At 45.7% G+C, this 26,867-nt stretch carries 24 protein-coding genes and 1 tRNA gene; 6 read left to right on the top strand and 19 right to left on the bottom strand.

Going from position 1 to position 26,867, the window contains the following annotated elements:
• The 8 genes from MTR82_RS00680 to MTR82_RS00645 form a co-directional block, all read right to left on the bottom strand.
• On the bottom strand, positions 1 to 809 hold an 809-nt coding region (locus MTR82_RS00680; protein ID WP_246807384.1), incomplete at its 3' end, for an anti-sigma factor domain-containing protein.
• Positions 809 to 1,558, bottom strand: coding sequence for an RNA polymerase sigma-I factor (sigI, locus tag MTR82_RS00675; RefSeq protein ID WP_052651007.1), 750 nt, complete (start codon positions 1,556 to 1,558; stop codon positions 809 to 811). The genes sigI and MTR82_RS00680, both read right to left, overlap by 1 nt.
• Positions 1,559 to 1,731: 173 nt before the next feature.
• On the bottom strand, positions 1,732 to 2,514 hold the full coding sequence (locus tag MTR82_RS00670; protein ID WP_052651006.1) for a TerC family protein: 783 nt from the start codon (positions 2,512 to 2,514) through the stop codon (positions 1,732 to 1,734).
• A gap of 219 nt (positions 2,515 to 2,733) precedes the next feature.
• A complete protein-coding gene (locus tag MTR82_RS00665) occupies positions 2,734 to 3,813 on the bottom strand; it encodes an SDR family oxidoreductase (RefSeq protein WP_246807383.1) in 1,080 nt (359 codons plus the stop codon).
• A gap of 104 nt (positions 3,814 to 3,917) precedes the next feature.
• On the bottom strand, positions 3,918 to 6,983 hold the full coding sequence (locus MTR82_RS00660) for an efflux RND transporter permease subunit (protein ID WP_246807382.1): 3,066 nt from the start codon (positions 6,981 to 6,983) through the stop codon (positions 3,918 to 3,920).
• Between the two features lie 119 nt (positions 6,984 to 7,102).
• Positions 7,103 to 8,671, bottom strand: a complete 1,569-nt coding sequence (locus MTR82_RS00655) for a peptide chain release factor 3 (protein ID WP_052651003.1) — start codon at positions 8,669 to 8,671, stop codon at positions 7,103 to 7,105.
• A 109-nt stretch (positions 8,672 to 8,780) separates the two neighbouring features.
• Entirely contained in the window at positions 8,781 to 10,241 is a 1,461-nt protein-coding gene (locus MTR82_RS00650; protein ID WP_246807381.1) for a UDP-N-acetylmuramoyl-L-alanyl-D-glutamate--2,6-diaminopimelate ligase, read from the bottom strand.
• Between the two features lie 10 nt (positions 10,242 to 10,251).
• Positions 10,252 to 11,307: a M42 family metallopeptidase gene (locus MTR82_RS00645; RefSeq protein WP_052651001.1), complete on the bottom strand. Its 1,056-nt coding sequence runs from the start codon at positions 11,305 to 11,307 to the stop codon at positions 10,252 to 10,254.
• Between the two features lie 100 nt (positions 11,308 to 11,407).
• Here MTR82_RS00645 and MTR82_RS00640 point away from each other — a divergent pair, with 100 nt between their 5' ends.
• Positions 11,408 to 12,979 carry an ATP-binding protein gene (locus MTR82_RS00640; protein WP_246807380.1) on the top strand — a complete coding sequence of 524 codons (1,572 nt, stop codon included), beginning with the start codon at positions 11,408 to 11,410 and terminating at the stop codon, positions 12,977 to 12,979.
• A 39-nt stretch (positions 12,980 to 13,018) separates the two neighbouring features.
• Here the strand turns inward: MTR82_RS00640 and MTR82_RS00635 are convergent, their stop codons facing one another.
• The 6 genes from MTR82_RS00635 to MTR82_RS00610 all read right to left on the bottom strand — a co-directional run bounded on the left by MTR82_RS00635 (position 13,019) and on the right by MTR82_RS00610 (position 18,893).
• Positions 13,019 to 13,615 (bottom strand): PepSY domain-containing protein, encoded by a 597-nt coding sequence (locus MTR82_RS00635; RefSeq protein ID WP_246807379.1) that lies wholly within the window; start codon positions 13,613 to 13,615, stop codon positions 13,019 to 13,021.
• 103 nt (positions 13,616 to 13,718) lie between these two features.
• Complete coding sequence (locus tag MTR82_RS00630; RefSeq protein WP_246807378.1) at positions 13,719 to 14,405, bottom strand: PepSY domain-containing protein; 687 nt, start codon at positions 14,403 to 14,405, stop codon at positions 13,719 to 13,721.
• Positions 14,402 to 15,775, bottom strand: a complete 1,374-nt coding sequence (locus MTR82_RS00625; RefSeq protein ID WP_246807377.1) for a sensor histidine kinase — start codon at positions 15,773 to 15,775, stop codon at positions 14,402 to 14,404. The genes MTR82_RS00630 and MTR82_RS00625 overlap by 4 nt, the downstream gene beginning before the upstream one ends.
• Positions 15,765 to 16,457, bottom strand: coding sequence for a response regulator transcription factor (locus MTR82_RS00620; protein ID WP_246807376.1), 693 nt, complete (start codon positions 16,455 to 16,457; stop codon positions 15,765 to 15,767). Before MTR82_RS00620 ends, MTR82_RS00625 begins: the two co-directional genes overlap by 11 nt.
• Positions 16,458 to 16,519: 62 nt before the next feature.
• On the bottom strand, positions 16,520 to 17,908 hold the full coding sequence (locus tag MTR82_RS00615; RefSeq protein ID WP_246807375.1) for an aldehyde dehydrogenase: 1,389 nt from the start codon (positions 17,906 to 17,908) through the stop codon (positions 16,520 to 16,522).
• A 58-nt stretch (positions 17,909 to 17,966) separates the two neighbouring features.
• On the bottom strand, positions 17,967 to 18,893 hold the full coding sequence (locus tag MTR82_RS00610; protein WP_246807374.1) for a Gfo/Idh/MocA family protein: 927 nt from the start codon (positions 18,891 to 18,893) through the stop codon (positions 17,967 to 17,969).
• A 121-nt stretch (positions 18,894 to 19,014) separates the two neighbouring features.
• On the opposite strand from MTR82_RS00610, the gene MTR82_RS00605 reads away from it, so the two are divergent.
• Positions 19,015 to 19,161: a hypothetical protein gene (locus MTR82_RS00605; RefSeq protein ID WP_199876597.1), complete on the top strand. Its 147-nt coding sequence runs from the start codon at positions 19,015 to 19,017 to the stop codon at positions 19,159 to 19,161.
• A gap of 91 nt (positions 19,162 to 19,252) precedes the next feature.
• Here MTR82_RS00605 and MTR82_RS00600 read toward each other — a convergent pair whose 3' ends face one another.
• Entirely contained in the window at positions 19,253 to 20,089 is an 837-nt protein-coding gene (locus tag MTR82_RS00600; RefSeq protein WP_246807373.1) for a DNA-3-methyladenine glycosylase family protein, read from the bottom strand.
• Between the two features lie 96 nt (positions 20,090 to 20,185).
• Between MTR82_RS00600 and MTR82_RS00595 the strand changes: the two genes are divergently transcribed.
• The 3 genes from MTR82_RS00595 (at position 20,186) to MTR82_RS00585 (ending at position 21,568) form a co-directional block, all read left to right on the top strand.
• A complete protein-coding gene (locus tag MTR82_RS00595) occupies positions 20,186 to 20,905 on the top strand; it encodes a thermonuclease family protein (RefSeq protein WP_246807372.1) in 720 nt (239 codons plus the stop codon).
• 15 nt (positions 20,906 to 20,920) lie between these two features.
• On the top strand, positions 20,921 to 21,442 hold the full coding sequence (locus MTR82_RS00590; protein ID WP_246807371.1) for a 2'-5' RNA ligase family protein: 522 nt from the start codon (positions 20,921 to 20,923) through the stop codon (positions 21,440 to 21,442).
• Between the two features lie 53 nt (positions 21,443 to 21,495).
• Positions 21,496 to 21,568: transfer RNA gene (locus tag MTR82_RS00585), tRNA-Val, on the top strand.
• 125 nt (positions 21,569 to 21,693) lie between these two features.
• On the opposite strand, the gene MTR82_RS00580 is transcribed toward MTR82_RS00585, so the two are convergent.
• From MTR82_RS00580 to MTR82_RS00565, 4 genes are all read right to left on the bottom strand, one after another.
• On the bottom strand, positions 21,694 to 23,691 hold the full coding sequence (locus tag MTR82_RS00580; RefSeq protein ID WP_246808538.1) for a TRAP transporter permease: 1,998 nt from the start codon (positions 23,689 to 23,691) through the stop codon (positions 21,694 to 21,696).
• 25 nt (positions 23,692 to 23,716) lie between these two features.
• On the bottom strand, positions 23,717 to 24,241 hold the full coding sequence (locus tag MTR82_RS00575) for a DUF1850 domain-containing protein (RefSeq protein WP_246807370.1): 525 nt from the start codon (positions 24,239 to 24,241) through the stop codon (positions 23,717 to 23,719).
• 87 nt (positions 24,242 to 24,328) lie between these two features.
• On the bottom strand, positions 24,329 to 25,312 hold the full coding sequence (locus MTR82_RS00570; RefSeq protein ID WP_246807369.1) for a TAXI family TRAP transporter solute-binding subunit: 984 nt from the start codon (positions 25,310 to 25,312) through the stop codon (positions 24,329 to 24,331).
• 127 nt (positions 25,313 to 25,439) lie between these two features.
• Positions 25,440 to 26,024, bottom strand: coding sequence for a phosphatidylglycerophosphatase A family protein (locus MTR82_RS00565; RefSeq protein WP_246807368.1), 585 nt, complete (start codon positions 26,022 to 26,024; stop codon positions 25,440 to 25,442).
• A 99-nt stretch (positions 26,025 to 26,123) separates the two neighbouring features.
• Between MTR82_RS00565 and MTR82_RS00560 the strand changes: the two genes are divergently transcribed.
• Positions 26,124 to 26,846 carry an alpha/beta hydrolase gene (locus MTR82_RS00560; RefSeq protein WP_246807367.1) on the top strand — a complete coding sequence of 241 codons (723 nt, stop codon included), beginning with the start codon at positions 26,124 to 26,126 and terminating at the stop codon, positions 26,844 to 26,846.
• Positions 26,847 to 26,867 lie beyond the last annotated feature (21 nt).

Here is a 26,867-nt window from a genome sequence, read left to right as displayed (position 1 = left end):
TCCTGTCCCGGTGGTGCTTGCTTTTTCTCTTGCTCTGGCGCCGGTGATTCTTTAGGCTGCACAGGGGACTGAGGAGCTGCTTTCACGGGATCTTTCCGGCTGTCTTTCTGCTCGCTCTTCTCCTTTACAGCGGGCTTCTTGTCCGCCGGAATTTCTTTCGCTTTTGAAGATTCCTTGAAAACTTTAAAATCTTCTACTTTTTGGCCTACCGGCACATTGTCCTTAACCGCTTTTCTCCATTGGGCTGGACTTGCTTCTTTTAAATGGACTTCTAATTTTTCTTTTGCCACTTTGGCTGAAACAGCCATTACTGCCGCTTCAAGGCCTTCCGAATGCTCCTTTTCATCGCTCGTCACTACCGTCGTAATGGTCACTTCTTCGGTCGATTCCCGCAATGACAAACGGATGGCTTTTTCCAGCACTTCATCCAGCGAGAGATTCTCCCAATCCTTTATCTTTGAAACGACTTCCATTCCGTCTTTATTCAATTCCCTTAAAGACACAACTCGGAGATTTTCGTCTGTCCCTATTTCAATACTTGGGTTCACTTCGATCTGTACATACGCATAGGCTTCTTGAGATGGAAGCAACGCCGATAAAACTAACATAAGGATTGCAGCTGCCAATACAACAGGAGCCGCAATGGACTTCAGGCGGCTTTTGGTTCTTTTAACTTTCGGAAAGAAATACACTTCTTCTCCGACAGCCGCTCCATCTGCCGGGCGCCCTTCTACAAATCTGCCGTCCTTCAGGATGAACACGGAGCGGTCATTATTCAATTCCAGACAAATTCCTTTTTGCATTTGCATTAAAGCAACCGCTCCTTTAAATAATCTTTTAAGTAATACAAATCGCTTTTCAGCAGGATGGCTAGGGCAATGATGTACTTCCGATTCCGCTCAAGCGTTTTACGCGAAACTTTGACATGCTGTTCGATTTCTTTGATCGGCAACTTCTTTTTTTCTTGCAAATAGCCAAAATACTCTTCTGTCTCAGTAATCATCTGGGCAATTTGCACAGCTGTTTTTCTGGCATCTTCGTGAGCTGGCGATATTTTAGCCAATTGTTGAAAATCTAGTTTGTATATAGCAAGCATCTTCTCATATAAGCCAATTTCTTCTCTGCGGATCTCAGCTTCCTTTTTTGCATCGTAATGCTGAATAGCTGAAGTCGCTTCGATCCAGTGGTTTGGCTCATCCTCATCTGTCGGCGCTTGAAAGTCATGTGTGAATTCAGAACGGGTGCTTTCTTTTCGAATAAAATCGATCATTCTTCGGCGAATGATCAAATGGGCAAATGTGAGGAAGGAAGCATTTTTCTCTTTTTCATATCCTTTGACCGCTTCATGAAACGCTGACAATGCAATGCTCCATTCGTCATCGTGATGATCGATGAATCGTTTGCATACTTGTGCTGCAGTTTTTTTGACAAAAGGGGCGTAGGATTGGAGCAATTCCGTTAACGCTTCTTCATCCCCGCTCTTGGCGAGCAGTGCTAATTCTTCAGCAGAAAATTTGCTGTCTCGACCAAATAACCCTGTAATTGCAGACAATAGCATGACCATTCACCTCTTTTCATTTCTTTGCTACTCTTGATTGTAACGGCAGCATATCGAAATGAAAAGGAAGAGGTAGCCAGTTCCTTATATATATTCGGAGAATTTTACGTCTTTATGTCCGCATCTTAAGAATAATTTTCCATAAGAAAAAGCCTCCCGAAGGAAGCTTTCGATTAAGCATTTTCTTGTTTGTTTTTGCGGACCCCTAAAATGGCACTTACTACAACAATACCAATCAGTACTGTCCAGAAGACAAGTGTCCATGGAGTGGAGTGCGGGAAATCATGCGGCAAAATGCCAACTTTTTCGTGCGCCAAAGTCATGACTAAAAGTTTTACCCCTACCCATCCTACGATGACAAATGCACCGGTTTCGAGCTGTGGGTATTTTTCAAGAAGCTGGACAAATTTATGAGCTGCAAATCGCATAATGATTACACCGATTAAACCACCCATCAGCATTACGACGAATTGACCGGAGTTAATGCCTCCGATATCTTCGAGTCCAAAAAGGTCCAAATGCGGCAACGTAACGGCTAGGGCAACGGCTGCTAGCATAGAATCAATTGCAAACGCAATATCCGCCAGCTCTACTTTTAAAACCGTCATCCAGAAACTAGAACCTTTTTTCTCCACTTTATCGCCATTGTCATCAAGAATATGATCATCTTCGCCTTTACGCTGTTCGTAAATACTTTTGATCGAGATGAACAAGAGATAAGCTGCTCCGATGGCTTGAATTTGCCAAATATTCACAAGCAATGTAATCATGAATAGTGCTGCAAAGCGGAAGACGAAAGCTCCCACTAAACCGTAAAATAAAGCTTTTTTCTGTTGATCTTTTGGCAAATGTTTTACCATTACCGCCATTACGACTGCGTTATCCGCAGCAAGCAGCCCTTCAAGACCCACTAAAACCAGCAGGACCCAGGCATACTCCAATAATATTGCTTCCATTCTCTTTCTCCTCCTAATTTTTGCCAGCAAAAAAGACCCCTGCCTAATAAAAGGCAAAGGTCTCGCTAAGCAATTAAAATCGCTATCATAACCGATGGTTACTAACCATGTATTGACGATTATGAAATAGGTTTCCCTAAAGCTACTCCCCCTTGACTGAAAGCCAAAGTGTATTGAGTTGTACTATCATTATAGCACCTTTTAGGATGAAGTAAACTTCTAACCTATCGTCACATGAAAATTTTTGTTAAATTTATGAAGTTCGTAAAATCGGACCATGGCCGGTATCGTTTCCAAAAAATCAGCGCAAACGATATCGGATCCTTCGAGGAGCCGCTTGGCAGTAGCGGTATCAAAATGGGCGTTCCAGGTTAAATAATCCAACGTTTCTGCTTCCACTCCTAAAAAACGCTGCAAAGAAACACTTTTCAAAGACAAGGCTGCCACTGCATGCGGCAGGCGAAGTTTAGGCGTCTTCCCGGTTATTTCTTGAACCATTTTTCTGTAGACTTCTTCAACCGGATGCGGACTTGGATCCGTCAAATGGACGGTCTTTCCTTCTGCTTCCTTGTGATTACTCAAATAGACCGAGGCTTTCAATATGTAATCGACCGGAACGACATTGATAAAAGCAGTAGACCTTCCGATATAAGGGATAATGGGCAGTTTTCGAAGCCGGTCAATCATATTCAAAAAGAAATAAGGGCCATCGAATTTGATGGTTTCGCCGGTTTCGGAATTCCCTCGGACAATTCCCGGCCGGATGATGGTCACAGGGTAAATTTCTTTCATGGCTTCAACTAAAAGCTCCGCTTCAAATTTCGTCTCTTCATAGAAGTTCTTGAAATTTTTTGGCCGGATCAATTCGTTTTCATACAAAGTTCCTTCTCTGTCACCTGCCACAAATGCCGTGCTGAAATAGATATAGCGCTTTAGCCGAGGCAGTTCCGAAACAAACCGATTTACATTTTTCGTCCCTTCCACATTTACTTTCCATGCGATTTCACGGGGAACAGCGAGGTCATAAATCGCTGCAAGATGCCAGAATACCACTTCTTTTTCTTTTAAAAAGGCCGCATCTGCATCGTTCAACCCCAGTCCTTCTTTTGTAATGTCCCCTTCCATCAACCGGATGGGCTCGCAGCGGGTCAGGCGCTGAATTTCAATCGCCTCCTTTTTGGCTTTCTCCATTTCTGTCGGCAAAACGATGGCTGCTGCACTCGTTTCTTTTTTGAGGACCGTGCGGATTAATTGGCTTGCAATAAATCCAGGAAAACCTGTGAAAACGATCTCTTCCATGAACCCAACTCCCCTCACCCCAAACATGCGAATCATTTGAAGTTGCTTTTCATCTATTATACTAAATATTCCAAATAAAAATGCAAAAAATAAAAAGCAGGGAGTTATCCCTGCTTTTTATTCATCTTTCTGGTATTGCGGTCGAATAAGCTGTAGACAATCGGCACGATGTAGAGCGAAAGGAAAGTGGAACTGACCATTCCTCCGATAACGGTAATCGCCATCGGCTGATTGATTTCTGTGCCTTCTCCGATGCCGATCGCAAGCGGAACCAAACCTAAAATCGTGGTGAGGGCTGTCATCAATATCGGACGGAGACGGTCTTTTACTGAAACGATAATGGCTTCATACGATTCCAGTCCAGAAGCTTTTCGCTGATTGATATAATCGACCAAAACGATTCCGTTATTGACAACAATTCCGACCAGCACTAGCAATCCGATTACCGCAGTAATGCTGACTGGAGTTTGTGTAACGAAAAGTGCGATGGCCACCCCAATAAACATCAACGGAACGGTGAACATAATCACGAGCGGATATTTGAAAGACTCGAACTGGGCCGCCATGACAATATAAACCAGGACGACTGCCAGAATGACAGCCAATAGCATATCGTTTATCGCATTCTCGAACAATTCCCGGTCACCGCCAAAGGTGATGACCGTATTTTCATCGAGATCTAATTCTTCTATCACTTTATCCACCTTATCAGACATATCACCTAAGCTAATGTCCGACTTATATTGCAAGGTAATCGAAACACTTTCAGCTTGGTCCACACGCTGAATGCTTACCGGACCTTGTTCGATGCTGATATCAGCAAGTTCCTGCAATTCAACGAATTGCCCAGCCGGTGTACGCAATTTAAGCGTGCGCAATTTATCAACACTATTTTTGTATTCTTCATCAAACTTCACGAATACACTATATACTTCATCGTTTTCGGCAAGTATTTGAGAAGCTTGCACCCCTCGTGTCGTATTATTGACTGTTTGTGCAATTTGGACAGGCGCAAGCCCGTATTCTGTTGCTGCTTCTTTATTGATCACCATTTGAAGTTCATCAATCGTTTCTTCCCGATCGCTTGTCAGTTCCGTGACATCCGAAAGTGTGCGAATCTCTTCGCTCAGGCGGCTGATGGCTTCGTCTAATCTGGCTTTATCTGTATCAGTAACTGTAAAAGTTAAACTATTCGGGGTGGAACCGGCAGCTGTCTGCAAATTAAAGCTGACTTCAGCTTGTTCCCCTATTGTATCAAGAACCCGCGGCTGGACTTCGTCAACGAATTCAAATACCGAACGATCCCGCTCATCCAAAGGAATCATTTTTACATAAATTTCTGCCGTATTCGTTGCCGAGGTTCCCTGCGATTGCCCTTGTTGAGTGGTTCCGATCAGGCTCACAAAAACATCTATATCTTTTTCTTTTTTCAGTTCCTCTTCTATCTGATTGACAACTTCATCTGTGGCTGACCGGGAGGCTCCATTTTCCAGCTCAACGGACACACTGACAAATCCTTCATCGGTAGCTGGAAGGAATTCTGTACCTACTTGCAGGATCCCCAAAGTTCCAATGCCTAGAAGCACCAATGCAGCTAAAATTACGGCTAATCGATGCGCCAGAGCCCATTTAACGGACCGTTCAAATTTTTTCAATCCCTTCGAACGCCGTTTTCTGGCCTCGATGTTCCCTTTTGGCTTGCTTAACATGCGGGAAGCAAGCATAGGGATTACGGTCAAAGCGACAGCTAAACTGGCAAAAAGACTGAATGAAATCGTCAAGGCAAATTCGGTGAAGATTTCGCCGATCAAGCCCGTAATAAAGATGACTGGTACAAATACGGCAATGGTCGTTAAAGTCGAGGCAATGATAGCTGTTGAAACTTCTTTGGCACCGTCAGAAGCAGCTTGCCGTGAAGTTTTGCCCATGGCCAAATGGCGCTCAATATTTTCGATAACGACAATCGCATTATCGACGAGCATCCCGATGCCGAGTGCCAGCGCTCCAAGCGTCATGATATTCAAAGCAAAATCTGAGAAATACATTAATACAAACGTCACAATTACGGAATAAGGAATCGCTACTCCGATAATGATCGGGCTCTTGATCCCACGGAGGAATAAGAACAACACAAGCATGGCAAAAATACCGCCAAATATTAACGTTTGCCCTATATTGCCAACTGCCAATTGGACATAATCGCCTTGGTCAAATAAGATATCCGCTTCTACTCCGGTAAACCTTTCTTCTTTAAGAAGTTCATCCAATCTTTCTTGAAACGCATTGGAAACATCCGCTGTATTCGCGCCGGATTCCTGAAGTGCTGATAATAGGACAGCAGGTGCTTCATTTGCCCGTGTTTCTGAAGTTCTTTCCCGTTCTCCGAGTGTGACTTCTGCTACATCACCGATGGTAACATTTTCTCCATCTAACGGATTGACAGTAACTACAAGGTTCTGGATATCTTCAACACTTGTCAAAGTACTGACTATCCGGGTAGTTAAATTCCGTCCATCTTCCGTTTCAATCGGTTCACCAGGCAAAGAAATATTATTTGCTTGGATTAACTGGACAATATCCGATTGCTGCAGCCCTTTTTCTTCCAAAGTTTCCGGATTTAACGCAACATTGATTTCCTCAATTAATGAACCCGAAATATTAACATTGGCGACTCCATCTGTCTGCAATAATTCGGTTTCCAATTCTTCTGCTAAAATCCGCACATCTTCATCAGCTTCAGTTGCACGCAAAGATAATTGAAGGATCGGGAATTGAGCCGGGTCAAATTTCAAAAACCGTGGCGGGTTTGAGTCATCGGGAATCGGTGTTAAATCGATTCGCTGCGTAATGTCTGCCTGGACATCATCCATATCTGTGGACCAGTCAAATTCAAGCAAGATAAAGTTGGATCCTTCCTGGGACGAGCTTTGGATGGATTCAATTCCTGGTAATGTAGACAAATTCGCTTCTAGCGGCTTTGTTACTTTTTCGCTGACTTCAGTTGGGCTCGCACCCGGGTAGTTTGTTACGACCACTCCGATGGGAGGGTTTAATTCAGGTATTAAGGTAACTGGGATCTTAAAGAAAGATACCGCACCGAGAATAATCACCAACAGCATGATGACAATTGTAAAAACAGGTCTCTTAATTGAAAAATCGCTTAGTCTCATCTATACAAAACCCTCTCTCAGTCTCATTCTTTTATCATATGTAAAATCACTTCGAACCGCAAATTTAAGTGCCTTCTTTTCGGATCATTTTCAAAGAAAAAAGCCTGCAACAGCAGGCTTTATAAAAGGCTATACAATTTGATTTCAGGATTTTTGTCCTGGAACCAACGGGTGGCAAATTCATTTTCAAATAAGAAGACCAGATTGTCATGGCGGTCTTTCACTAACATGGAACGGCTGCTGGACATCGATTCTTTTACATCTTCTTCATTTTCAATCCAACGGGCAATTTTATTGCCGACCGGCTCCATGCGGACATCCACGTTGTATTCGTTTTTCATGCGGTGTTCGAACACTTCAAATTGCAGCTGGCCAACCGCTCCAAGAATAACTTCTTCGAGATGAAGCGTTTTGTAATACTGGATGGCGCCTTCTTGGACCAATTGCAAAATCCCTTTATGGAAATGTTTTTGTTTCATGACGTTTTTCGCCGTTACTTTCATAAACAGTTCCGGCGTGAACTGCGGCAGGCTTTCGAACTGGAACTTCTTGCCGCTCGTGATCGTATCGCCGATTTGGTAGTTGCCAACATCGTGCAAGCCGATGATGTCTCCTGCTACTGCTTCCGTGACCGTTTCACGGTCATCCGCTAAGAATTGAGTGGTTTGGGATAATTTAAATGATTTTCCGGTTCTTGCAAGGGTAACATTCATCCCTCTTTCGAATTTTCCTGAGACGATGCGGACAAAGGCAATGCGGTCCCGGTGAGCCGGATTCATATTGGCCTGGATTTTAAAGACAAAGCCAGAAAACGGCATTTCAACAGGGCTGATTTCTTCTTTCTCCTGCGTTTCGCGCGCCTGGGGCGGCGGAGCAAATTGAAGATACGTTTCCAGGAACGTTTCGACGCCGAAATTCCCTAAAGCAGACCCGAAAAACACTGGCGTCAATTCGCCTTTTTTCACGCGGTCGATGGAGAATTCGTTGCCGGCTTCTTCCAGCAATTCAATGTCTTCCATCGCTTGAGTGTAATAAGACGTTTTCGTCATTTCATGTTCTTCAGCTAATTGGCCATTTTCATCCAACGCCAAAAAGCGGTTGCCTTGTGAACGAAATGGCTCGATCCGCTTGTTGAAACGGTCGTAAATTCCAAGGAATTCTTTCCCCATGCCGATTGGCCAGTTCATTGCATAAGACTGGATGCCCAATACTTCTTCCAGTTCTTCCATCAATTCAAGGGGTTCTTTCCCTTGGCGGTCCATTTTATTGATGAATGTGAAAATCGGAATGCCGCGCATTTTGCAGACTTTGAATAATTTCACTGTCTGTGCTTCGATCCCCTTTGCTACATCGATAATCATGACCGCACTATCCACCGCCATCAGCGTACGATAAGTATCTTCACTGAAATCTTGGTGTCCAGGGGTATCCAGGATATTGACACGGTGTCCGTCATAATCGAATTGCATAACGGAAGAAGTTACGGAAATTCCGCGCTGCTTCTCGATTTCCATCCAGTCGGAAGTCGCAAATTTACCGGACTTCTTTCCTTTTACTGTTCCGGCATCGCGGATCGCGCCGCCGAATAAGAGCAATTTCTCCGTTAACGTCGTTTTCCCGGCATCCGGGTGGGAGATGATTGCAAAAGTTCTTCTATTTAATATTTCATTTTTTAATTGGTCTGACATCATATACGCTCCTTTAATTCTACTCTATTCATATTAGAGAAGCCGAAGGAAAAAGACAAGGATATTTCACCGCCTCTCCAGAAAAAAAGAAGCCATATTAGGCTTCTTTTCAGCTGAATTTCTTTAGGGCTTCTTTTACGGCAATTTCTTTATCGCTATGCGGATATTTCGTTGATCCGATAATTTGGTAATCCTCATGGCCTTTGCCGGCCAAAATGATAATATCGCCTGGCTGTGCCTCGGCAACAGCGTGCTTCACCGCTTCTGCACGGTCTCCGATGCAAGCAAATCCGTCATGTTTCATCCCCACTTTTAAATCATTCAAGATGCTGTCATTTTCCTCAAAACGCGGATCGTCTGTTGTGAGGACCACGTACTCGGCAGCAGAGGCTTTCTCTGCCATGATCGGGCGCTTCGTCTTATCCCGGTTGCCGCCGGTGCCTACAAGGAAAATAATTCGATTCGTCTTAAAATCTTTTACGGCATCAATTGCTTTTTCAATTGCATCCGGTGTGTGTGCATAGTCGATGAAGATGGAAATCGGTGCTTCCAGCTCCACTTTTTGCATCCGCCCCTCGACCGGCTGGATCCGGGACAGTGCCGCTATGATTTCTTCCAACAGATAATTTTCAGCAGCTAATGCCGTGATCGCCGCTAGTGCATTCGAAACATTGAAGCGGCCGAGCAATTTCATTGAAACGTTGAATTCACCTTGAGGGCTCGTCAATTTAAAACGCGTCCCTTGATGGTCCATCTCAATATCGCTCGCTTTAAACTGGGCAGGCTGCTCGATGCCATATGTATAAACTGGATGAGCTGTCATGGCTGCGTATTTTTCAGACCACGGATCATCTGCATTCAATACCGCCTGCTTTTTCTCCTGCAAATTTTGTCCCAGTTGAGAAAATAGCAGCCCTTTTGCATGTCCGTATTCTTCCATTGTACCGTGGAAATCCAAATGGTCGTGGGTCAGATTCGTAAAAATGGCTGTATTGAATTCCACGCCTGCAAGCCTTCCGAGCACTAAACCATGAGAAGAAACTTCCATCGTCATATGGGAACACCCTGCTTCTTTTGCCTGGGATATCATTGCTTGTGTGGTCAATGCATCGCTTGTCGTATTCGCTGATTGGTGAAGTTCGCCATTCAAATTAAAGCCGATTGTCCCGGTCAATGCCGATTTTTCATTCAGCTCCATCAACATCGAATGTATCATTCCAGCAACACTTGTTTTTCCGTTTGTACCGGTGACACCGATCATTTGAAGCGATTTTGACGGATAGCCGTAAAATTTCGCTGAAAGCAATCCCAGTGCCCGGTCAGTATTTTCCACAATCACAGTAGCTGCCCCTTCAATGTCCAAAGGTTTTTCAGCCACAAAAAGCACTGCACCCTGGGCAGCCGCTTGAGCAGCAAAATCATGCCCATCCACGGTATAGCCTTTGATGCAGATAAATAACGACCCTCTTCTCACTTCCCGGGAATCCATCGTTAAATGTTCAACCGTTTCCGGTAGCGCGCCGATTATTTTGGTATACGGCACACTTGTGAGCAATTCTTCTGTTTTCATGATTTTCCTCCTACTCTGTAACCATCGGTGAAAAGACGTAGGCATGCAGCAAGCCAGCCGCCGCTTTCAGCGAATCAATATGGGTCCGTTCATAGGAATGGGAAGCTTCGATTCCTGGACCGAATAAAGCATGTTTAATATCATGGCCAGCGCTGACCGCAGCAGAAGCGTCCGATCCATAGTACGGATAAATATCGACTTTATAGTCAATTTGATGCTCTTTCGCTAAAGCGATCAAATGGCGCGTCAAGCCATAGTGATAAGGTCCGCTTGAATCTTTTGCACAAATGGATACGGTATATTCATCTGATGCTTGTCCATCTCCGATGGCTCCCATATCCACTGCAATATATTCGACCGTTTCAGGCGTGATATTGGAATTGCCGCCATAGCCGATTTCTTCATTATTCGATATGTAAAAATGAGTGGTATACGGCAATTGCTCATCCGTATCGTTTAAATGCTTCACTAGTTGAAGCAAGAGTGCCGTACTGGCTTTATCGTCCAAATGCCGCGATTTGACATAACCCGATTCCGTTTCAGTGTAGCGCGGGTGGAAAGAAACAAAATCGCCGACTTCAATGCCCAGATTCCGGACCTCTTCTGCTGAAAAAGCTTTTTCATCCAATCGGACTTCCATATTGTTTTCATCGCGATCCGCAGACCCCGCGTCTTTATATACATGGACCGTCGTTTGATGCATTAAAATAGTGCCGGATACAACCGAACCATCCGCTTTGTGGACCAGGCAATTTTCGCCTTCGATTGCGTTGAAACGGAACCCGCCGACTAGCGAAAGCTTCAATCGGCCGCTTGGCTTAATGTCTTTGACCATCGCTCCAAGCGTATCGACATGCGCCGTCAATAACCGATGGCGCGAGTCGTCTTTTCCGCGCACTGTTGCAATCACGCTGCCTTTATTGGTCGTCGTGTATTCAATATTCCATAAGTCGAATCTTTTTTTAACTGCTTTCATCACTTCCATCGTGTATCCGGAAGGACTTGGAATTTCTACTAGCTCCTTTAAAACACTGAGCGTTTCCTGTTTATTCCATTGGTATGCCATAATAAACGCCTCCTGTCTATTTATCATATCAAAATCAACCATGTTCTGACAGGGAATTATATAGTAATATTGAGACTAATCCCATAGACGGAGGTGTAGCATGGAACCTTTATCATCCAATATTAAGAGAAATCAGCTCTTTATTTATCTATACGGCTGCGCGGCACTCCTGCATCTTTTCGGCAGGTGGCTATTCACTCCGGAAACCGGGTACGCTTCTCCTATTTTTGGTCTGCTGACTTTTGGCATCCTCTGGATGCTGCATACCCTCCAATTAAATGTTCGGCTGATCCAAATCCTGATTCTTGCAAGCATGAACATTTACGTTTTCATGTTGAATTTTGAGTCGCTGTCAGCCGTCACCGTGATTTATTTTGTCATCCCGATCATTGCTTCTGCCTTATATTACGATACTTTTCCAAACATCGTTTTCGGTTTTATCACTTTTACAGAGATCCTCCTTTTAGCATTTGTTTTCAATGAGCTGGACGGCAGAGCTTCCATTACCTACATCCATGTGTCGCTTTTCACTTTTGTTTCGAGCGTCCTTATTTTGACGACGATCCATTCCATTTATTTCAGCCGAATTTGGTCTCAGCTGGAACAAAAGAACAAAACGATGGAAAAGGCCTTGATTTCCAAAGAAGGCTATCTTCAATTATTTTTTGAAACAGCGAAAGACGCCATCGCGGTCTATGATTCAAACAATCGGATCATTGCCATCAATCCGGCGTTTGAAAAATTATACGGCTGGACTTCCGAAGAATGCATCGGAGAACCGCTCAGATTATATCCATTGGAAAATGCCGAGAATGCTGAAACCCGTACACGGCATGTCCAGGAAGGCGGCAGCTACTCGCTGCTTGAAACGGAAGATGTGAAAAAAGACGGCACCCGCTTTCTTGCTCAAATCACGTTGTCTCCCATCACTGACCAAAATGGCAATGTGGTAGCAACATCCGTCATTTCACGCGATATTTCCTATCAAAAAGAAGCGGAAAAACTCATTCTGCAATCTGAAAAATTAAAGCTAGCCGGCGAAATTGCAGCGGGGGTAGCCCATGAAATCCGAAATCCGATGACCGTCATTTCCGGCTTTGTCCAAATGATGCAAAGCGATCCAGACTACCCTTACAAAGAATATACGAAATTGATCCGTTCCGAGCTGGACCGCATCAATCTCATCATCAGCGAATTTTTAGTGTTGGCAAAACCGCAAGCCTCCTCTTTTAAAAAGGTCAGTTTGCGAAAGATCCTGGACGAGACCATCGCCTTATTCGGGCCGGAATTGAATTTGCATGGCCTCCTTTTCGATTATTGCTGGGAGCTGGAAGACTTTATCATTGAAGGAGAAGAGCACCGCATCAAGCAAGTTCTCATCAACTTAATGAAAAATGCAATAGAAGCTAGCCAAAATCCTGGGGAAATTTCGTTGATCGTGGAACTGCGGGATGAAAACTCGGTGGCCATCCAATTGCAGGACCACGGCAAAGGCATTTCCAAAGAAGAGTTAGGCCAGATTTTCGAACCTTTTTATACAACAAAAGAAACAGGAACGGGCCTCGGTTTAATCGTGTCCCAAAAAATTATTCAAGAGCACGGAGGCACACTGACCATTGAAAGCGAGCCGGGATGCGGCACATTAGCTACGGTCATCTTGCCGATAAAGTAAAAAGGAGCCCACGCGGCTCCTTTTTTCATTGAATCTCTATTAATCTCTATCGTCATCGTCGTCTGTTTCATGACCTACAATGCTTCCATCCACTGCATTGACATAGATTTCGTGCTCGGTTCTGCCGTCTTCAATTTCAACTTCGTAGTAAACCATCCCGTCTTCGCGGTCCAACTCGACTTTGTCGACCGTACCTTTCGCGACGGCCTGTGCCGCTTTAATGGCTTCGTCTGAGCTGATCAAGTTTTCATCCGCTGCGCCGACTTCTTTGTCATCGAAATCGTCGTCACGGTCTTCTCTTTCTTTTTTCTGTTCCAGCACTTCTCCGGTTACCGCATCAAATTTCAAATCGTACTCATAGCCATCGGCCCAAATGTCCACTTCATAGTGAGGCGTTCTCGCCGTTTGATCCAATTCAATATCTGTGATCGTTCCGTTTGCGATCCCAAGCGCTTTTGATGATACTTCATCGAAAGACAGGAAATTCTCCTGCACGCTGTTGCTGCTCGTTTGATTTTCCACCTCGTTTGTTGTCGGGTCCGTCGCCGGCACCTCCGAGTTTTGCGTGTTTGCAAAGACGACTCCGCCAAATGCCAAGGCCCCAATCGCTGCTGGAATGTAGATAATTTTTTTCATGTTCTTTTCTCCTCCTCATTTGTTCTATCTTTACTATAGCCTCCGCTTCTGAGAGGACTGTGAGAGCAAAATGAGAATTTGATGAGAACTGCATGAAATCCTGTTAATCTTCCCATTCGACCGTTAAGGTTTCCCCCCGGACAGCATGGATTCGGACTGTCACTTCCCTGTCCGTTTCGTCATTTTCGATTTCGATCAAATAAAAGCCGCCGTCCTCGGTCTCTGTAAACTCCAGATCCTGAACTTCGCCGTCCAATGTTTGTTTAGCGATGGCGATGGCCTCCGCCTCCGTGATTACCCGGTTGCGAGGCGTTTCATCTTTTGGAATCGCTTCTTTTTTGACATCCAGGACTTCCCCGCCCTCCGCATCAATCAGAATGGCGGCTCGTTCCCGTTCATTTTCGATTACGATTTCGTATTGATTCCGTGTTTTTGAGAAAGTCGATTTCACAATTTCTCCGTCTAGTTGCTTGAACGCCAATTCACTCGCTTCTTTTTCGGTAATAACGGGATCAGACACCGCTTTTTCCAGCAAAGTCAGCGATTCGATGCGCCCTGTCGATTGGTCGACTTCTGCCGCATACTTTCCATTCTCCCGATTGAAAACGATCGTGTAGCCGTCTTTTGCTCGCTCTGTGCTTTCGATTTCTCCGCCGTACAAATCAATGACAGCCGCACTCGCTTCTGTTTCGGTAACCGGATTTTCATCCGGGCCAAAAATCAGCACGAAAGCGAAGGCAAGCAGTCCAAGCAGAATGGTAGCGCCGGCCATCATCAGCTTTTTACTCATGACCATCCCTCCTGCTTCGATTGTACTTCCTGGACATTAAAATCCGCTGAGAAAACGATGGAAATTGTCGTACCCACGTCTTCCGCACTTTCAATTTCCAAGCTCACGCCCATTGCATCCGCCAATTGTTTGGCCAGTGATAAGCCTAAACCAAAGCCCCCCGTTTCTCGGCTTCTCGCCTTATCCACCCGGTAAAACCGGTCAAATACATAGGGAATCGATTCTTTCGGAATGCCAATACCATAGTCGCGGATTTGCAGCATCGGAATATTGCCGTTTTTAACAATCAACTCAATCCGGTCCGAACTGTATTTTCTCGCATTGTCCAAAAGGATGTACATAATTTGTTTGATTTTGGCGAGATCGGTTGTTACCAATACGGAGGTTTCGGATGAAACGAGCTGAAAATCCCGGTTGTAGGAAGTGGACATCGCAGCTGCTGTCTGCCTGGCCAATTCGATTAGATCGACAGATTCCCACACCAATTGGGTTTCGCTTCGCCTTGCAATATGAAGCAATTGTTCAATCAATGCTTTCATCCGGTCCGTCTCTGTCCGAATCGCTAAAAGCCCTTCTTCTGCAAGCTTTGGATCTTCCATTCCTTGGCGCTCCAGTAATTTTGCGTAGCTGCCGATCACCGTCAAAGGTGTTTTCAATTCGTGCGAAGCATTGGAAACGAATTCTTCCTGTTTTGTATAGTTTTCCTCGAGCAGCTCCATCATGCTGTTGAAAGTGCTCCCCATCTGGCCGACTTCATCTTTTGAGGAATCCGTGGCCGGCAGCTTTTCAAACTGGCCGCTCTTTTGGATCCGGGTCATTGTTTTGGTCAAATCGGTTATGGGTTTTGTCACGACTCTGCCTAAAACGACACTGGAGACGAAAATCGGAATCATCGCGAGCAAACTGACGGTTACAAGCACAAGCCCAAGCGTCCGCGCATTATTGACCACTTCTTCCAAGGACTGCGCCACAACCAATTCTGCAATTTCCCCGTCTGTCCAAATGATCGGCGCTGTGACATAGGCAAACAAATTGCCTTCCACTTTCAACGTACCTGATTGTTCCGGCAGCTCTTCTGGAAAGTCGTCGGCAATATCCGGGTCCTGGATAGACGGAATCAGATTCGTTCCTTCCCGCTTTGCCTGGATCAAACCGTTCGGTGGAACATAGCCCCTCAAAACGTCACTGGGGTCCGCTGGGTCGCTTGTATTAAAAGTCGACACCAAGGCATCGACATCCGCTTGAAGCTGGCTGACTTCAGTCGAATAAGCGAGCCGGCTGAACGAAAAATAAATGATGGTCATCAAAACGAGCAAAATGAGCAGCATCATCCCTGTCGACCAGATATTGATCTTTGTTTTAAGCTTCATTCGCATGCTCCTTCAGGACATATCCGACTCCCCGCACCGTCTGGATATACGTTGTTTCCTCGCCTGCATCGATTTTCTTTCGCAGGTAGCGGATATACACATCGATGACGTTTGTATCCCCGTAATAATCATAGCCCCAAACCGCATTCAACACTTGCTCCCGGCTAAGAACTTGCTGGGGATTCTGCATTAAATACAGAAGAAGGTCGAATTCGCGCGGCGTTAATTCGATTTGGCGGTTTTTTCTCACCACTTCTCTTGTTGCCGTATTTAATTGAAGCTCGTCGAACACAAGGAGATCCGTGTTTTTCTTGCCTGTCGAAAGCCTCAAACAGGCACGGATTCTGGCCAGCAATTCTTCAATTTCAAAAGGCTTCGTCACGTAATCATTCGCACCTAAGTCCAATCCTGCCACTTTATCTTTCACATCATCTTTTGCTGTCAGCAGAATGACCGGTATCTCGCTTCCAGCGGAACGGATCCGCTTCAGCACATCCAAACCGTGGATTTCCGGAAGCATCAAATCCAGCAGGACCAAATCCCATTCGTGCTCCCTGAACTGGATCAATCCTTCGGCGCCGGTCAGCGCAACTCCGGTTTGATACCCTTCAAAAGTCAATTCAAGTTCTAAAACGCGGGCAATGCTTTTTTCATCTTCGACGATTAAAATCCGTTCTTCCATTCGCCTCACCTCTTCTTTTCATCATAGCAGGAGTAAAATGAAAAAAGCGACCCAATGGCCGCTTATTTCATGATCGTTTTCACAAATTTCACTTTTTGTTTATAGGGAGGATATAGCACATTCGTCGACAGTTTAGTCGATCTTTTCAAAATCGATTTGGCATGCGTGAACGTTTCAAAGCTGTGCTTGCCGTGATAAGAATTGACGCCGGAAGTTCCAATGCCGCCAAATGGCAAATACGAGCTGCCGACATGCGAAACCGTGTCGTTGATGCAGCCTCCGCCAAACGGAATTTCATCAAGGAAGAACTCGATGGCGCGGTCATTTTCCGAGAAAAAGTATGCGGATAACGGCTTTGGCAATTTACGGATTTGGCGAAGCAGCGCCGGCAAATCCGTATACGTGATCACCGGCAAAATCGGCCCGAAAATCTCATCTTCCATGGACGGGCTTTCCCAATTGATGTTGTCGAGAATGACCGGCTCAATGTAAAGGTCGTCGCGGTCTCTTTGGCCGCCGTACACAATTTGGCTTTGTTCCTGATCGATAATAGTGGATAAGCGGTCAAAATGCTGCGTGCTGACAATACGGCCGTAATCGGGGCTCTTCTGTGCGTCTTTGCCGTAGAAATTCCGGACGGTCTTTTTCAGCTTTTTCATAAATTCGTCTTTAACGGATTCATGGACGCAAATATAATCCGGCGCTACGCATGTTTGGCCCGTATTCATCAATTTCCCCCAAGCAATGCGCTTCGCAGCCAAATCCAGATTGGCTGTCTGGTCGACGATTGCCGGGCTTTTTCCGCCAAGTTCCAAGGTGATCGGCGTTAACCGTTCAGAAGCGGCTTGCATGATGACTTTTCCGACATTGACGCTTCCGGTAAAGAAGATGTAGTCGAAGCTGGCATGGATCAATGCCGTCACTTCCTCTCTTTCCCCTTCCACTACGCGAATATAATAAGGAGGAAATACGTCTTCGATAATCGTTTTGATGATGGCCGTCACATTCGGCGTCGTCTCCGATGGTTTGACGATCGCGCAGTTTCCGCCGATAATTGCCCCGATTAGCGGCTCCATGATCAATTGGAACGGATAATTGAAAGGTCCGATGATCAGGACGGATCCGTATGGCTCACGCATCACAAAACTTTTAGCCGGCTGCAGATAGATCGGCGTTTTTACGGGTTCCGGCTCCATCCATTCGTCCAAGTTTTTCGTCATATTGGTGATGCTGTCGAGCACGAATCCTACTTCTGTCGAGTACGCCTCAAATTCACTCTTTCCTAAGTCCTTCTTTAATGCATCCAGTACTTCCTGTTCATGGTTCTTGATCGACTGCTTTAGCTGCGCCAATTGGGCTTTGCGGAAGTCAGCGGGTTTTGTTGCCCCTGTATAATAGTAATCGCGTTGTGCTTTAATCATCTGTTCCACATCGTTAGCCGTAAAATTCATATCATTCTCCCCTTTAGGTTGTAAAATTTGCCTTCAGCTCTTTACCCGTTCCCCCAAATCACTCGGTTTCAAGAAGCTGGTCGATATAGCGCTGAATCGTCAGCCCTTCTTCAAAAGGAACAAGAAAAGTCGATTGGTCCCGCATCGAATCAAACAAGCTTGGAACTGCCGGGAAATCGGTGATTTGCTTGCGCTCTTCTCCCTTTTCCGAAAGGTACAGTGCTGACCAATTTTGGAGCGTCAATACGCCTTTTTCTCCGTGCACTTTAAATTCAAGCAATTCTTTTTGTCCGGTGCCGCTGATGCCTGCGAGCAATAGCGGAATCTCACCAGCTGTGCGGCCGTGAGCAATAATGCCGGTCTCACAAAGATCTTGCTGTTCAGGATAAGTGATCTGATGCGATTGGATGGAAATGCCGCCGAAAATCCGGTTGATCAATTGCAAATAATGCGGAAAGACTTCCCGGACAAATCCGCCTTGGCTTCTTGAGGCAATCCACGGATTTTGCTGCCACGGACGCGGCCAATCCGGAAAGAATGTCTGCAATTCAATGCGCATAATTTTGCCGATGCTTCCATTGCGAATTCGTTTGACCATTTCGTGGACGGCCGCTGAATACATCAGTGGAAAGTGCATCGCTGTTTGGATGCGGTTCTGATTCGCTGCAAACGCCATTTCTTCACCGGCAGCTGCCTGATGCGCCAGCGGCTTTTCGCACAGGATGTGGACGCCGGTGCGGGCAGCTTGAATGGCGATTTCCGCATGGAAAGCCGGCGGAGTCCCGATATAAAGCCAATCGATATCTGCATGAAGCAAGGCTTCTAAAGAATCATAGCCTGGAATGTTGTATTCCTTTTCCAATGCAGCCACTCTTTCCTGTTGTGCATCGTAAATTCCGCGTATTTCAATGCCCTTTTCCTCAAGAATCTGTTTGATGATTCGTTCCCCCACGATTCCTGCTCCTACAATGCCGATTGTGATCATCGAATCCCTCTTTCCTAAAGGCCCTTTGGCTTAATTTTTGCCTATCTGTTTAATAGTGTAACCTTTTGGGGTATAGAATAGTCAAACGATTAAGACAGAAAATTCGAAGGAGGAATTGAACATGGAAAAACAAGCAAACTGGTGGGAACCTATTTTTTCTGGAGAACTTGAAGTGGGATTGAACAAAGAGAAATTGGCAGATCTTGAACAAGAGTCCTTTTTGTATTTCGATCCAACTTCCCCGGTCGACATGGAGAATCACGCTTAATTGGCCGCATCACACATCGTATTTTGCCGCATCCGTACATAGCATCGCCTTTTCGAGTCATAATGGAAAAGGCGTTTTATTATGCCCTTTTTTATTCGATGCTTCGCCATAAATACAAAGCAGCATACGATAGATAAGGTTCCCATTCCGGCAAATGTGCTGTGATTTCTTCAATTTTCGGCTTTTCGCTTCGCTCCCATTGTATTTTCAAAGCATTTTGAAGGCCGATATCTGCTAATGGAAATAAATTAGGCCGCCCGAGACCGAACATGAGAAAACTTTGCGCCGTCCAAGGGCCGATTCCTCTATAGGCGACAAGTTCAGCTGCAATCTCTCCGTCCTCGCGATTTTTCATTTCTTCAAGCCGCAAGGTGCCGGCTGCAATCGCCCGCGACAAGCCGATGACATATTCCGCTTTTCGGGTACTGAACTGCAGCTCCCTTAAATCAGGCGGTTCAAGCTTCGCTATTTTTTCAGCGCTTGGGTAAGACCAGACCCCTTCCTTTTGCTCCCCGAAATTTTGCACAAACCGGCTCGTTAACGTGTGGGCAAACGCAAGGTTCAGCTGCTGATGGATGATGCTTTTCATTAAAGAACCATATAAGGAAAACTCACGCACGAGCGGTGTGCCGCGATGCTCTTGAAAAAGATGGGCGAGGTTCGTCGACTGAAAATGCTGGTGAATGTTTTCGAGTGACCGGTCAAAGTGGAAAATATGTTTAATTTCTTTCAGTTGATCAGGATCCGCTCCTGTGATTTCAAATTTCGGCTGATCGGTTGAACCCGTCGCTTTTACTTTCACAATATTTCCTTCCGGCATCGGCAGCCTGACCGCTTTCTCCGAAAGGTCGATTGCATGCAACGGATCGAGCGACAAACGCTCCAATGTCCGGTCAAAATCGTAAGTGAACGGCAGATTGATTTCCATGGAACCCCTCCTTTTTTCTAAACGTAGCCGAACGTGTTTTCGATTGCAAGCCAAATCGATTCAAAATATAATGAAAAAATGGAAGCAGGGATGTAAATGAAAAAACTAATTGGTCCGATTTTTTTGTCCCTTCTCTTGAGCGCTTGTACATTCGCTTCCCTCGAAGAAGAAAACGGCTCATCAGAACGGATAGACGTGGAAGTCATCTCTGTCATTGACGGAGATACGATTAAAATCAACTTCGAAGGAAAAAACCAGACAGTGCGCTATTTGCTGGTCGATACACCGGAAACGAACCATCCGACCATCGGCAAACAGCCGCTCGGTGCGGAAGCTACAGCTGAAAATAAACGGATCATCGAGTCCGGTGAAGTTTCGATCGAGTTCGATGAAGGCGGACGCTACGATGACTATGACCGGCTTCTCGCCTATATCTATGTCGACGGCGAAAGCGTCCAGGAACAGCTGCTTGCCTCAGGTCTTGCGCGTGTCGCCTATATTTATCCACCGAATACGCGCTACGTCGAAGAATTCAAGGAAGTTGAAAAACAGGCAAGAGAAAAAGAGATCGGCATTTGGGAGTACTCCAATTACGCAACCGACCGCGGCTTTAACGCAGCGGCTTACGGTTCTTCTGCCCCGTCTGCCGGCCAATCGTACGATAAAAAATGCAACATCAAAGGCAATATTAGCCGCAGCGGCAACAAAATCTACCATATGCCCGGACAAAGTTCATACGACCAAACCAATCCGGAAGAATGGTTCTGCACAGAACAAGAAGCACAAGATGCCGGATTCCGAAGCACCGGAAGCTGATTTAGGAGGATACGCATGCAAGCCATTGTTTTAAGGTTCGATTATCAATCATCCGGCGCCATCGAAAATCTGCAAAACCAAGCTAAAACGGTGAGCGTCAACCCAAACCAGATTTTCCCGCCACATATTACGCTGCAAACCTATACGCAAGCGCATCCGCTGGAACTCAAAAAAGCGGTTGAATCGTGGGCGGAATCTTTCCAGCAGCTTCCGCTGTCGTTTGATTCACTTGGATTTTTCAAACAGCAAGGCAGCTTTTTTCTGGCTCCGGTGTTCACCAAAAGCTTGGCTGAACTGCACCGCGCCGTGAATCTTTCCACCCGGGAGTTTTCGGGCCAAAACCATTATTATTTGCCTGATCACTGGGTACCGCACGCAACGGTCATCAATAACATCGCTCCGCCTTTTTGGGGACCGCTCTTTGCCCGTCTCACTTTAGAGTTTACGCCATTCCAAGGCACAGGAATCGCCCTCGAATGCTGGTCGATCCGGCAGGAAAAAGCGCAAACCGAATGGTGCATTTTTCTAAGCGAATAAAGTATTGACTTTTCTCCGGGGCACGATATAATTAGACTTGTCCTGGAAATTGAGATTCCTTAGCTCAGCTGGGAGAGCGCTACCTTGACAGGGTAGAGGTCGCTGGTTCGAGCCCAGTAGGAATCATTGGGTGCCAAACCCGCAGCAGGCTTTAGGAACAGAGCCTGCCATAAAAAGCCATCACATTTATGTGGTGGCTTTTTCCATACCCAAAAAGACGGCTGAAAGCGAATGCTTCCAGCCGTCTTTTCTTATGCTTCTGAAGTTCTAATTTCTTTCTTCTCGCGCCCCATCCATTGGATGACAAATAGGACGATGAAGACGACCGCACCGATTGCATCTGAATAGCCTTCCGGATAGATCAACGCAAGTCCTGTCGCGACAGCGATAATCCGTTCAAACCAGTACAGTTTCCGGTACCAGAACCCGATCAATCCGGCTCCGATCGCCAGCATCCCTGCAATCGCCGTGATTAAGACGACAATTAATTGAGGGATCGTCGTATCAATCATCAGCAGAGCTGGATTCAATACGAACATATACGGAATTATGAACGCGGCCGCAGCCAATTTCGCAGCAATAAAACCGGTTTTGATCGGTTCTCCGCCGGATATTCCGGAAGCTGCAAAAGCTGCTAAGGCAACTGGCGGTGTGATATCGGCAATGATGCCGAAATAGAACACAAACAAATGGGCAGACAACGCAATGACTAATGGCACAGCCGCCCCTGCAGGTTCACCGATCATCAGCAAAGTAATGATTGCCGGTGCCGCAATAGTCGATGTAATAACGTAGTTTGCCGTAGTCGGCGAACCCATCCCAAGCACAATGGCTGCAAGCATTGTAAAGAAGAGCGTTAAGAGGATATTTCCGCCCGAAGCAGAAACCAGTCCGTTTGCTAAGCTCAATCCAAGTCCAGTTTTTACAACTACCCCAACGATGATTCCTGCTGCGGCTGTTGCTGCCGCTACTGCCAGTGCAGTTCTTGCCCCGTCGACAAGTGCATGGATAATATCCTTGATGCCTAAACGGGTTTCTTTATTGAATGCACTGACAAAAATGGTTAAGACGATGCCATAAAGTGCCGCGTGCATCGTCGGAATCCCGATCAATAAGAACACGATGATGGCCACAATCGGCAAAAGTAAATAAATTTTCTTTAAGACTTCTTTTCGGTTCGGCATTTCTTCTTTTGTTAACCCTTTTAAGCCGATTCGCTTCGCTTCAAAATGGGTCATGATCCAAACACCGGTAAAGTAAAGAAGTGCTGGAATCGCAGCTGCTTTTGCAATCTCCCAATACGTAACTCCACCGATAAATTCAACCATCAGGAAGGCCGCTGCCCCCATGATCGGCGGCATCAATTGCCCGCCTGTCGAAGCCGCCGCTTCAACGCCTCCGGCAAACTCTTTCTTATACCCTAATTTTTTCATCATCGGAATCGTATATGATCCAGAAGTTACAACGTTTGCGACAGAGCTCCCTGAAATCGTCCCTTGAAGGGCACTGGAGAAGATGGCGACTTTTGCAGGACCGCCAGTCAAATGGCCTGCAAGCGAAACAGCGAGGTCATTGAAGTATTGCCCTACTCCTGTTTTCACCAGGAAAGCCCCAAATAGCAGAAAGACAAAGATAAACGTTGCAGAAACACTGATCGGCGTCCCAAGTATCCCGTCAGTTGTATAAAACATTAACTGGATGACAGAATCCAGATCCTGGCCTCTGTGCTTTAGGAAGCCCGGGAAATAAGGGCCGAAAAAGGCATAGGCCAAGAAAGCCGAAGCGATGATCGTAATCGGCAAGCCGACTGCCCGGCGGGTAGCTTCCAGTGTCAGCAAAATCGCCAAAATCCCCACAATAAGATCCAATTCGGTCACGCGCCCAAGCCGGAATACTAAATCATCGTACATAATCGGCCAATACAAACCGACTCCGATCGCGAGTAATGCCAAAATATAATCGTAAATCGCAACTTTATGTTTTACTCCTTTTCGCTTAATCGCCGGAAACAGCAGGAATATAAGGGACAACGCAAAACCTAAATGGATGGAGCGCTGAATATAAGCTGTATATTGGCCGAAAATCGCCGTGTAAAGCTGGAAAATGGAAAATGCCAAAAGGCCGAAAAATACAATATGTTTCATAATTCCTGCTAAGTCGCGGGTATTGGACTCCGGATCGTATTTCTGCAAAATCTCTTTTTGCTTTTCTTCGGAAATATAATGTTCATCTTTTGGTGGGAGTTTCATTGGTTCCCGTTCTTCCGGCGGAAGTTTATTGCTCATTTAAATTCACTCCTTCTAGTTGCTCAAATAGGGACAATCGCTGGACCTTGACCGTGTAGGATTTCCCCCGGTCCAGCGTTTTCTTTAAATCGTATTCTTGGCCATTTGCCAAAAGAAACAAATCCGCATCAATATCACCGACGAATAATCGAAAATCGCTTACTTCCCTGTTCATATTGGTGATCAGGTATTTTCCATCTTTTTCGACAAATGTTTCGCCTTCTCCTGCATTGGATGGCATACCGATATTAAAATCTTCATATTCCAATTCCACCATGCGGAGGTTATCGTCCGGCGACAGCTCATAGCTTTCCAATACATCGGAAAGATGGATGGAATGCGTATAATTTATTTGAAAAGCATCCCCTTCAACTTTGATAAAAGCCGAAAGCGCCGCTTCCCTGTTATCGATAAAAACTAAATTCTTTTCCATGGGAATAAATACTAATGCGGAGAGAATAAGAATGAGGGCTAGTACCGAAAGAAGAATCCATTGATTTGTCTTTGTTGGCATCTTAGTTCTCCTCTACTAAATATGAATCTCTACAAAAATAACGACGATAAAGCTTTCGCTTTATCGCCTATTATTTTGGTTTGCTTATTAGTTGACTTCATCGAAGTATTTTTGTGCACCCGGATGAATATCGATTCCGATTCCATCAAGCGCCGTTTCCGTTTTAATGAATTCAGCTTTCGCGTGTTGGATTTGGTCTGTATTTTCATAGATGGCTTTTGTGATGTCGTATACGAGATCTTCGGAAAGATCGTTTTGAACGACTAACATGGCAAGCACTGATACTGTCGGTACATCTTCAGTCAAACCGTAAGTACCGGATGGCACTGTATCTGTTGCATAGTAAGGGTATTTTTCAATCAATTCCGCAGCTTTGTCTTCCGCTACCGGCACAATCACTACATCTGCTGTTGCGCTTAAGCTTTCAACTGCTCCTGTCGGTGTCCCGGCAGTAATAAATGCCGCATCGATTTGGCCAGCCTGCAAGCTTTCTTGTGATTCGCCGAAGTCAAGATTCTGCGCTTTGATGTCTTCCATAGTCATGCCGTGGATCTCAAGCAATTGCTCGGCATTGATGTAGGTACCTGATCCTGGCGCTCCTACTGAAATGCTCTTTCCTGCTAAATCATCAAAAGATGTAATGCCGGAATTTGCAGTCGTTACCAATTGAATCGTTTCCGGATAAAGTGCTCCAATCGCTGAAACGGTATCGATGACTTCCCCTTCAAACATATTCGATCCTTCAGCTGCATAAAAAGCTGTGTCGGTTTGGACAAATGCGATTTGTGCATCTCCGTCCGCAAGCGCTGTCATATTCGCTGCGGATGCTTGGGAAGATTCGGCCGTCGTATCGATCCCTGTTTCATTTTCCACAATTGTAGCCATCGCTCCGCCAAGCGGATAATAAGTTCCCGTCGTTCCACCTGTTAAGATACTCAGGAATTCCGGATCGGCTGAGCCGCCAGAACCGCCGTCTCCGCTGTCATTTGCCGCGTCATCTCCGCAGCCTGCAAGGAACACAGATCCTGCAAGCGCTACCGCTGCAAATAAACCAAATTTCTTTTTCAACATAAAATGACCTCCCCTTTGTTTGAAAATTTCTATATTTCCAATTCTATCATAACATGACTTTGTATCTAGGAGTCAAACTGATTTTTATAGAAAAGAGAAACTAAGGAAAAAGTTCGGTTCATTTGCATTAAATTTCTGCTCCGTCCACCTGGGTTTCCGGCGCCGTTTCTTCAGGTCTCAAGTCTTCAAATGTTTTGCCTTGCTCTTCCAGATCGCGTGTCCGGTGTGCAATGCGGGCAGAGGCGCAGGCTGCGATGCTCGCAACCAGATCGTCGAGAAACGTATGGACAGCTCCGCCGACTTTCGTATCCAGCTTGCGGATGATGCCGACTTTATTTTTATCAAGATGGCCGAACGTCGTAACGGCGATGCTGCCATACGTCAATACGGCGCCTAAGCCGATCATTTCATCAACGCCGAAAAGCCCTTCGTCTACTCCGACGATTTGCTGAAGCGGAGCAGACAGCTTCCCTTGTTCGGCAAGTTCATCAAGTTCAATGCCGACAAGCAAAGCATGCTGCATTTCCCGTTTGCGCAATACGCTTTCTACGGATTCTATACAATGCGAAAGCGTCAAGCCTTCGTTATAAGGCAATTGCATTTCCATAACGATCTTTGCGATTTCCTCTACTTCCACACCGCGTCGAGCCAGTGCTTCATGGGTCGCTTTTGTCACTTCTTCTGAATGTACTCGGAATTTCCCACCATCCATACTAAAAATCCCCTTTCCAATTTAGCGTTCTTACTAATTATACCTTGTCCGAATGAATATGTTACAATTTTCGTACAGAATAGTATAGGAGGTTCATCTATGAACAGAGGCACAGTGGAGGATTTAACGATTTACAGTGAAGCGCTGCAAGAAGACATGCAATTGTTGGTCTACCTTCCCCATAATTACTCACCTTTATATAAATACACATTGGTCATCGCATCCGACGGCAAAGACTATTTCCAGTTAGGCCGTGCTCCTAGAGTGGCAGATGAATTATTGGAGAATAAAGAAATTGAAAATATTATTTTTGTCGGCATTCCGTATAAAAGCGTGAAAGAACGCAGCATCAAATACGAACCGACCGGAGAACAGCACGGGGCTTACCTGCGTTTCTTAGCCCACGAACTCGTTCCGTTCCTTGACGAAAAATATCCGACCTACCAGGTAGGCATGGGCCGGGCTTTAATCGGCGATTCGCTTGCCGCGACCGTTTCATTAAGCGCCGCCCTAACTTACCCGAATATTTTTGGCCGTGTCATTCTCCAATCGCCAAAAGTCGGCGAGGAGTTGTTGGAGAAAGTATCGAATTTCAAATCTGCGCATCCTTTTACGGTCTATCACGTGATCGGGACCCGGGAAACAGCTGTGAAGCTCAGCAATGGCGGCACTGCCGACTTCCTGGAACCTAACCGGACTTTGCACAAATTGCTGAAAGAGAAAGGATTTTCGGTCTTCTATGAAGAATTCGATGGAGACCACACTTGGAAGCATTGGCAGCCCGACTTGAAGCGTGCGCTTGTACAAAATTTCGGCGTTTGACCGGCCATTCACAATTTTCAA

The sequence above is a fragment of the Planococcus ruber genome, assembly GCF_022819085.1.
Taxonomy (GTDB): Bacteria; Bacillota; Bacilli; order Bacillales_A; family Planococcaceae; genus Planococcus; species Planococcus ruber.
Note: the sequence above shows the minus strand (reverse complement) of the source record. Positions and strands in the feature narration are given on the sequence as shown.

Coding starts and splice junctions, on each gene's coding strand:
- MTR82_RS00615 (WP_246807375.1), bottom strand. CDS start 17,908: ATGAATTTTACGGCTAACGATGTGGAACAGATGATTAAAGCACAACGC.
- MTR82_RS00565 (WP_246807368.1), bottom strand. CDS start 26,024: ATGGATGGTGGGAAATTCCGAGTACATTCAGAAGAAGTGACAAAAGCG.
- MTR82_RS00590 (WP_246807371.1), top strand. CDS start 20,921: ATGCAAGCCATTGTTTTAAGGTTCGATTATCAATCATCCGGCGCCATC.
- sigI (WP_052651007.1), bottom strand. CDS start 1,558: ATGCTATTGTCTGCAATTACAGGGTTATTTGGTCGAGACAGCAAATTT.
- MTR82_RS00635 (WP_246807379.1), bottom strand. CDS start 13,615: ATGAAAAAAATTATCTACATTCCAGCAGCGATTGGGGCCTTGGCATTT.
- MTR82_RS00670 (WP_052651006.1), bottom strand. CDS start 2,514: ATGGAAGCAATATTATTGGAGTATGCCTGGGTCCTGCTGGTTTTAGTG.
- MTR82_RS00570 (WP_246807369.1), bottom strand. CDS start 25,312: ATGTTGAAAAAGAAATTTGGTTTATTTGCAGCGGTAGCGCTTGCAGGA.
- MTR82_RS00655 (WP_052651003.1), bottom strand. CDS start 8,671: ATGTCAGACCAATTAAAAAATGAAATATTAAATAGAAGAACTTTTGCA.
- MTR82_RS00650 (WP_246807381.1), bottom strand. CDS start 10,241: ATGAAAACAGAAGAATTGCTCACAAGTGTGCCGTATACCAAAATAATC.
- MTR82_RS00575 (WP_246807370.1), bottom strand. CDS start 24,241: ATGCCAACAAAGACAAATCAATGGATTCTTCTTTCGGTACTAGCCCTC.
- MTR82_RS00595 (WP_246807372.1), top strand. CDS start 20,186: ATGAAAAAACTAATTGGTCCGATTTTTTTGTCCCTTCTCTTGAGCGCT.
- MTR82_RS00665 (WP_246807383.1), bottom strand. CDS start 3,813: ATGGAAGAGATCGTTTTCACAGGTTTTCCTGGATTTATTGCAAGCCAA.
- MTR82_RS00605 (WP_199876597.1), top strand. CDS start 19,015: ATGGAAAAACAAGCAAACTGGTGGGAACCTATTTTTTCTGGAGAACTT.
- MTR82_RS00630 (WP_246807378.1), bottom strand. CDS start 14,405: ATGAGTAAAAAGCTGATGATGGCCGGCGCTACCATTCTGCTTGGACTG.
- MTR82_RS00645 (WP_052651001.1), bottom strand. CDS start 11,307: ATGGCATACCAATGGAATAAACAGGAAACGCTCAGTGTTTTAAAGGAG.
- MTR82_RS00580 (WP_246808538.1), bottom strand. CDS start 23,691: ATGAAACTCCCACCAAAAGATGAACATTATATTTCCGAAGAAAAGCAA.
- MTR82_RS00620 (WP_246807376.1), bottom strand. CDS start 16,457: ATGGAAGAACGGATTTTAATCGTCGAAGATGAAAAAAGCATTGCCCGC.
- MTR82_RS00640 (WP_246807380.1), top strand. CDS start 11,408: ATGGAACCTTTATCATCCAATATTAAGAGAAATCAGCTCTTTATTTAT.
- MTR82_RS00610 (WP_246807374.1), bottom strand. CDS start 18,893: ATGATCACAATCGGCATTGTAGGAGCAGGAATCGTGGGGGAACGAATC.
- MTR82_RS00560 (WP_246807367.1), top strand. CDS start 26,124: ATGAACAGAGGCACAGTGGAGGATTTAACGATTTACAGTGAAGCGCTG.
- MTR82_RS00600 (WP_246807373.1), bottom strand. CDS start 20,089: ATGGAAATCAATCTGCCGTTCACTTACGATTTTGACCGGACATTGGAG.
- MTR82_RS00625 (WP_246807377.1), bottom strand. CDS start 15,775: ATGAAGCTTAAAACAAAGATCAATATCTGGTCGACAGGGATGATGCTG.
- MTR82_RS00660 (WP_246807382.1), bottom strand. CDS start 6,983: ATGAGACTAAGCGATTTTTCAATTAAGAGACCTGTTTTTACAATTGTC.